The organism is Microbispora sitophila (genome assembly GCF_014892245.1).
Classification (GTDB): Bacteria; Actinomycetota; Actinomycetes; order Streptosporangiales; family Streptosporangiaceae; genus Microbispora; species Microbispora siamensis.
This window is the reverse complement of the sequence record NZ_JADBGC010000008.1, coordinates 380,877-387,707: the sequence shown is the minus strand read 5'-3', so window position 1 is coordinate 387,707 and position 6,831 is coordinate 380,877. Positions and strand designations below refer to the sequence as shown.

Sequence of the window (6,831 nt, the reverse complement as noted above, 5' to 3'; positions counted from 1 at the left end):
TGCCGTCAAAGGAATCCGTCACCGACACCACAAGAGTGCCGCTATGACGGGGTCATGCATGATTCATGCACTGGCTTTTAGCACACTGTTGAGTTCTCAAGAAACGGACGCGACCACCATCACCCGAAACCTCCGAGAAGGTCCCACGCTCCGGGGCGTTTCACCGTTCGTTTTTCTTTTGTCTTGCTGGTCTTAATTCTTCCCGACCGGCTCTTTCGTGTCAAATCCGCCCCACCGGGACCTACTTGACCCGAAACCCGCCGACCGACAGGAATTCGACCCCCCGTTTCCGGGGCAACCCCTCTAACTTACCCGAACCCCCAGCCCGGCGCAAAACCACCAGACCCAGAAGATCGAAAAGCACGAGAAGCCGCCGGCAACCAGCCCGCACACACAAGACAACCACCGAAGTGATCGAAGAGGAGTGCGCCGAACCGCGCCGACACCACAAGATTACCAGGGTCCGGCACCGCCATGACCCAACTTGAGTCGAACGCCTGGGGTCCCGGATGTATTCCGCCCGCCTCAGGCCCCGGAACCGTGAGATCGCGAGACGCCGGCCGCGGACCCCCTTGTTCCCCGTCACGAGTTATCCACAGGCCGCAGCGAGGAGGCTTGGCGGGACCATGCCGAACATAGACTTTGGCGGGTGAGCGACATGCCGCCTGTAGCGAAGAAGGTTTCCCTGGAGCGCACGCATCACGGTGACACCGTGGTCGACGAGTATGCGTGGCTGCTCAAGAAGGACGACCCCGACACCATCGCGTACCTGGAGGCGGAGAACGCCTACACCCAGGAGATGACCGGCCACCTGCAGGACCTCCAGGAGAACATCTTCAAGGAGATCAAGGGCAGGACGCTGGAGACGGACCTGTCGGTGCCCACCCGCAAGGGCGCCTGGTGGTACTACTCCCGCACCGAAGAGGGGAAGCAGTACGGCATCCAGTGCCGCGTGGCCGCCGACGGCGACAGTCCACCGCAACTGGAGCCGGGCACGCCGCTCCCGGGCGAACAGGTGATCCTGGACGGCAACGAGCTCGCCGGTGACAGCCCCTTCTTCTCCATGGGCACGAGCGCGGTCAGCCCCGACGGCACGAAGCTCGCCTACTCGACCGACTTCTCCGGTGACGAGCGCTTCACACTCCGGTTCAAGGATCTGGAGACGGGAGAACTGCTCCCGGACGAGATCCCGGGGGTCTTCTACGGCGGCGCCTGGTCGGCCGACGGCTCCACGTTCTTCTACACGACTGTGGACGAGGCCTGGCGTCCGTACCGGATTCACCGGCACACGCTCGGCTCGGCCGATGATGTCGTCGTCCACCAGGAGGACGACGAGCGTTTCTGGGTGGGCATCGGGCTGACCCGCAGCCAGCGCTACCTGGTGCTGACCTCGGGCAGCAAGATCACCAGTGAGGTGTGGGTCCTCGACGCGGACACCCCGCAGGGCGAGTTCGCAGTGGTGCGGCCCCGGGAGACCGGTGTGGAGTACGCCCTGGAGCACGCGGCCGACCGCTTCCTCATCCTCCACAACGACGGCGCCGTGAACTTCGAGCTCGCCAGTGCCCCCATCGACGATCCGGCGAGCTGGACTCCGCTGATCGAGCACAGGGACGACACGCGGCTGCTCGATGTGGACGCGTTCAAGGACTTCGTCAGCGTCCACTTCCGCCGAGACGGCCTCACGGGTGTCCGGATCCTGCCGGGCGACGGCGGCGAGCCGTACGAGATCTCCTTCCCGGAGCCGCTGTACGACGTGGCGCCGGCCGGCAACGCGGAGTTCGAGACCAGCCGGCTGCGCCTCAGCTACACGTCGATGGTGACCCCGCCGTCGGTGTACGACTACGACCTGCGTTCGCGCGAGCTGATCCTGCTCAAGCAGAGGGCGGTGCTCGGCGGCTACGACCCGGCCGACTATGAGCAGTTCCGCGAGTGGGCCACCGCCCCGGACGGCACCAGGATCCCGATCTCGATCGTGGTCCGGAAGGACACGAGCCGGCCCGCCCCCACCCTGCTCTACGGCTACGGCAGCTATGAGTCGTCCATCGATCCCTACTTCTCGGTGGCCCGGCTCTCGCTGCTGGACCGGGGGTTCGTGTTCGCGATCGCCCATGTGCGCGGGGGCGGCGAGATGGGCCGCCGGTGGTACGAGGACGGCAAGCTGACGAAGAAGAAGAACAGCTTCACCGACTTCGTGGCGTCCGCGCGGCATCTGAAGGCCGAGGGATGGTCCGACAAGATCATCGGCCGGGGCGGTTCAGCCGGTGGTCTGCTCATGGGCGCGGTCGCCAACCTGGCGCCGGAGGAGTTCGCGGGAATCGTCGCCGAGGTCCCGTTCGTGGACGCGCTGAACACGATCCTTGACCCGTCGCTGCCGCTCACCGTGACCGAGTGGGACGAGTGGGGTGATCCGCTGCACGACCCCGAGGTCTACGCGTACATGAAGTCCTACTCGCCCTACGAGAACGTCGACGGCCGGCCATACCCGCCGATCCTGGCGACCACCAGCCTCAACGACACGCGGGTCCTCTACCACGAGCCGGCCAAGTGGGTCGCCCGGCTCCGCGCCACCGCGCAGGGCGGCCCGTTCCTGTTGAAGACCGAGATGGGCGCCGGCCACGGAGGCCGCAGCGGCCGTTACGACGCCTGGCGTGAGGAGGCGTTCGCGCTCTCCTGGATCCTCGACCGAGTTGGAGTGACCGAGTGAGCTATGTGGCTGCCGAGGGCCGTTACGGGCCCATGCCGTACAACCGGACCGGACGGAGCGGGCTGAGGCTGCCCGCGGTGTCGCTCGGGTTGTGGCACAACTTCGGCGACGACAAGCCGATCGAGACCCAGCGGGCCATCCTCCGCCGGGCCTTCGACCGCGGAGTCACCCACTTCGACCTCGCCAACAACTACGGTCCTCCGTACGGCTCGGCGGAGATCAATTTCGGGCACCTCTATCAGCAGGACTTCGCCAGATACCGGGACGAGCTGGTGATCTCCACCAAGGCGGGGTACGACATGTGGCCCGGCCCGTACGGCAACTGGGGATCGCGCAAGTATCTGCTGGCGAGCCTCGACCAGTCGCTGAAGCGGATGGGCCTCGACTACGTGGACATCTTCTACAGCCACCGCTTCGACCCGGAGACGCCCCTGGAGGAGACCATGGGGGCGCTCGCCCATGCGGTCCGCTCGGGCAAGGCGCTCTACGCGGGCATCTCGTCCTACTCCCCGGAGCGGACCCGGCAGGCCGCGGCGATCCTGCGGGACATGGGCACCCCGTTGCTCATCCACCAGCCCTCCTACTCGATGCTCAACCGGTGGATCGAGAACGGGCTGCTCGACGTGCTGGAGGAGGAGGGCGCCGGCTGCATCGCGTTCTCTCCGCTGGCTCAGGGCATGCTGACCGACCGCTACCTGAACGGCATCCCGAAGGACTCGCGGGCGGCCCAGGGCAAGTCGCTCGACCCGTCCCTGCTGACGGAGGAGAGCCTGCGCCATGTCCGGCGGCTCAACGAGATCGCCGGGCAGCGCGGGCAGTCGCTGGCGCAGATGGCCCTGGCCTGGGCGCTGCGCGACCCGCGGGTGACGTCGGTCCTGATCGGCGCGAGCAGCGTCGAGCAACTCGACGACAGCCTCGACGCGATCAACCGGCTCGACTTCACCCAGGACGAGCTGGACGCGATCGACAAGGACGCGGTCGAGTGCGGCATCAATCTCTGGGCCGCGTCCAGCGCGGAGTGAGCATCCACGAGCCGCGGCGCACCGGCCCGGCGCGCCTGCGCCGCGGCTCGTGACCCCAGGCGGTGACCCCGGGCTCGTGGACCCGGCTCGTGGCCCGGGTGTCTGTGCTCTCGCGAGGCCTCGGGCCCGCCGCAGCCTGTCCGGGCGGACAGCGGTGCCCGGCCGGGCATCGCCCCAGGCGACGGTCAGAGGGCGTTCTGACGCTGAAGGTAGGCGAAGGAGGCCCAGCCGGGAAGGACGGGGAGCCAGAACGTCATCAGCCGGAACAGCAGCACCGCCGAGGTGGCGATGGGGCCGGGCACGCCGGCGACCTGCAGGCCGAGCGACAGGGCGTACTCCACCGCGCCCAGCCCGCCGGGCGTCGGAGCGGCCGAGCCGATGGCGTTGCCGGCCAGGAACACCACGGCGACCGCCGTGAAGCTGGCCTTACCGCCGAAAGCCTGCACGCACGCCTCAAGGCAGATCACGAAGCTGAGGGTGAGCAGCAGGGTCCCGCCCACCGCCTCGACGATCTTCTTGGGCGACTGCACCACGTCGAGCAGCCGGGGGATGACCCCCGAGAACATGGCCCGCAGGCGGGTGGTCAGCACGCGGCGCAGCGGCCGTACGGCGAGCACGATCAGGAAGAGCACCGCGACGCCGAGCAGCACGACGAGCAGGCCCCGTGACGGGGTGAGGGACGGCGCGGCCTGCGTTCCGGTGAGGTAGCCGAACAGCAGCAGCAGCATGATGTGCATGGCCAGGCCGATGAGCTGCGAAGCTCCCACACTGGTCACCGCCGCCCCCGGCGGAACGCCTCGTTTCTGCAGGTAGCGGGTGTTGAGCGCGACGCCGCCGACCGCGGCGGGCGCGACCAGCTTCACGAACGACGCGGCGAGCTGGGCCAGGACCGTACGGCCGAGCGGCAGCGGCTCGGGCACGAACCCGCGCAGCATGATCGCCGCCGCGACGTAGCTGAGGGCGCCTGCGACCAGCGCGACGCCGCTCCACGCCCAGTTCGCCGTGGTGATCACGCTGGTCAGGTTGACCTGGCTGAGCTGGGAGAGCAGGAAATAGGCGCCGAGCGTGCTGACGATGATCGTCACCAGCGTCCGGGGGCGGAACCGCTCGAGCCGCACCTCCTGGACCTCGACCTGCGGCTTCAGCGCGATGATCTGCTCGCGGATGGCGGGCAGGAGCTTCCTGTCCCTGCGGGCGGCCGTCCGGGTGTCCCGGCTCAGCGCGATCCGCTGGAGCAGCGGCATCGCCCCGGCCAGCGTGTTCTCCCCCAGCGCCTTCGCCGCCGACCCGACGGAACGCTCGGCTCCCACACGGGTGCCGAGGTAGGCGAGGAGCTGGGCGATGTCGAGCCGCAGCAGCAGGTCGCCGGCCGCGATCTCGCCGCTGCGGGCGTCCACGAGGTAGACGTTCCGCTGCGCGTCGACGTGGATGCTCTCGCCGGTGAGGTGGCGGTGGGCCAGGCGGTGCGCGTGCAGCAGCCGGACCTGCTCCCACATCCTCGCCAGCAGCTCGTCGTCGAAGTCCTCGTCTTGGAGATCGCTCACCGGCCGGGTGTCCACGTGCTCGTAGGCGAGCAGCGCGGCCTCGGTGCCGATCTCGCTCGTGCCGAGCAGGCGCGGCAGCCGAACCCCGGCGGCCTGCGCGGCGTACGCCATCAGCGCCTCGCGCTCCAGCTCGGCGCGCAGCGAGCGGATGGCCCTGCGCCGGGTCTCGCTGTTGAGCAGGAAGCGCCGCCACAGCCGGTAGAGGACGCCCGCCACCTGCCGGTCCCGGTCGAGCACGGTCACGTCGATTCGCCGGTCGTCGGCGAGGCCGACCAGGTAGCGGCGGCTGCCCGAACTGTCGTCCTCCACCCGCCTGGCGCTGATCGGCGTGAAACCGAGCTTGCGCAGCGCGGCCAGCACGGCGCTGCCGGGCGGTCTGGTGTTCGCGCTGCCGATGCCGTAGAGCGTGCCGAACCCGACGGCGAGGCCGACGACGTACGTGAGGATCACGCCGAGGGCGGTGACCTTGGTGGCGGTGAAGAGCGCGAACACGTCGAGGGCCAGCGCGACCCACATGAGTGCCCGCCAGTGCGGGCGCCGGCCCATCCGCACGGCCGTGGCGTACGCGATGGCGGGGGTGAGCACGGTGTTGAGCGGCTCCACGTCCCTGCCACCGGTGAGCAGCTGCACCAGGTCGGCGGGGCCCGCCTTGACCAGCCACTCGTCCAGCGCGTACGACACCAGCAGGGCGAGGATCGCGGCGATCAGCCCCTGGGTGACACGCATGCCGTCGCGGTGGAAGACCCGCTCGACGGCGAACGCGACCGGGACGATCAGCACGGCGACGCCGCCCAGCAGCCCGGCGGCGGCCGACAGCACATCGGGGGCGCGGCCGGTGCCCGCCTGGACGTCGGTCTCCAGGCCGTTGAGCGTGCGTTGCAGCGCCAGAGCCATCAGTACGACGGCGACGAGGGCCAGCAGCGTGAGCAGGAACCGCAGTGCGTCGGAAGGACGGCGGATCCGCTGCGGCAGCAGAGGCTCGACGACGAGGACAGCTCCTTGGCCAGGAGTGTCCAGCGTTATGTCCTGCTCCTTTATGCCTCTCACCACCAGCGATTCTGTGCGATCTTCGCACTCGGTGTCCACAATTGACGGCATGCGCATATCCCTGGCCTCGGACAGCCTCGACGGAATCGCGCCGGTGCTTGTGGCCGAGGTGGAACGACGCGGCCATTCAGTCACACTCTATGGAGCGCTGGCCCCCGGCGACCGGGCCGATTGGGCGTGGTGCTGTTCCGCCGCGGCGAGGGACGTCGCGGAGGGCCGCGCGGACCAGGCCGTGGTCTGTTGCTGGACCGGCACCGGCGCGTCCATAGCGGCAAACAAGGTAGCGGGGGTGCGGGCGGCGCTGTGCGCCGACGCCGCCACCGCCGCGGGCGCCCGCAAGTGGAACGACGCCAACGTGCTCGCGCTCAGCCTCCGCCTCACCTCCCAGCAGGTTCTGACGGAGATCCTGGACGCCTGGTTCTCCGAGGCGCCCAGCACCGATCCCGAGGACACCGCGAACATCGCGTACGTGCGGGAAATCCGGTAGAGACCACTCGTGGGCGGCACGCTAACG

General features: G+C 69.0%; 4 protein-coding genes. 3 read left to right on the top strand and 1 reads right to left on the bottom strand.

What is annotated here, in order from left to right:
* The first annotated feature begins 658 nt into the window (after positions 1 to 658).
* Together IL992_RS17685 and mgrA are read left to right on the top strand one after the other, a co-directional pair.
* The gene (locus tag IL992_RS17685; RefSeq protein ID WP_193204468.1) at positions 659 to 2,704 is read left to right on the top strand and encodes a S9 family peptidase; all 2,046 of its coding nucleotides are present in this window, start codon (positions 659 to 661) and stop codon (positions 2,702 to 2,704) included.
* Complete coding sequence (gene mgrA, locus IL992_RS17680) at positions 2,701 to 3,726, top strand: L-glyceraldehyde 3-phosphate reductase (protein WP_193204422.1); 1,026 nt, start codon at positions 2,701 to 2,703, stop codon at positions 3,724 to 3,726. The genes IL992_RS17685 and mgrA overlap by 4 nt, the downstream gene beginning before the upstream one ends.
* Positions 3,727 to 3,911: 185 nt before the next feature.
* Here mgrA and IL992_RS17675 read toward each other — a convergent pair whose 3' ends face one another.
* A complete protein-coding gene (locus tag IL992_RS17675; RefSeq protein WP_319018623.1) occupies positions 3,912 to 6,317 on the bottom strand; it encodes a lysylphosphatidylglycerol synthase transmembrane domain-containing protein in 2,406 nt (801 codons plus the stop codon).
* A gap of 49 nt (positions 6,318 to 6,366) precedes the next feature.
* Here IL992_RS17675 and IL992_RS17670 point away from each other — a divergent pair, with 49 nt between their 5' ends.
* A complete protein-coding gene (locus tag IL992_RS17670) occupies positions 6,367 to 6,804 on the top strand; it encodes an RpiB/LacA/LacB family sugar-phosphate isomerase (RefSeq protein WP_193204420.1) in 438 nt (145 codons plus the stop codon).
* Positions 6,805 to 6,831 lie beyond the last annotated feature (27 nt).

Bases quoted from the DNA above. Each gene is read 5' to 3' on its own strand.
- IL992_RS17685 (WP_193204468.1), top strand. From the start codon at position 659: ATGCCGCCTGTAGCGAAGAAGGTTTCCCTGGAGCGCACGCATCACGGT.
- IL992_RS17670 (WP_193204420.1), top strand. From the start codon at position 6,367: ATGCGCATATCCCTGGCCTCGGACAGCCTCGACGGAATCGCGCCGGTG.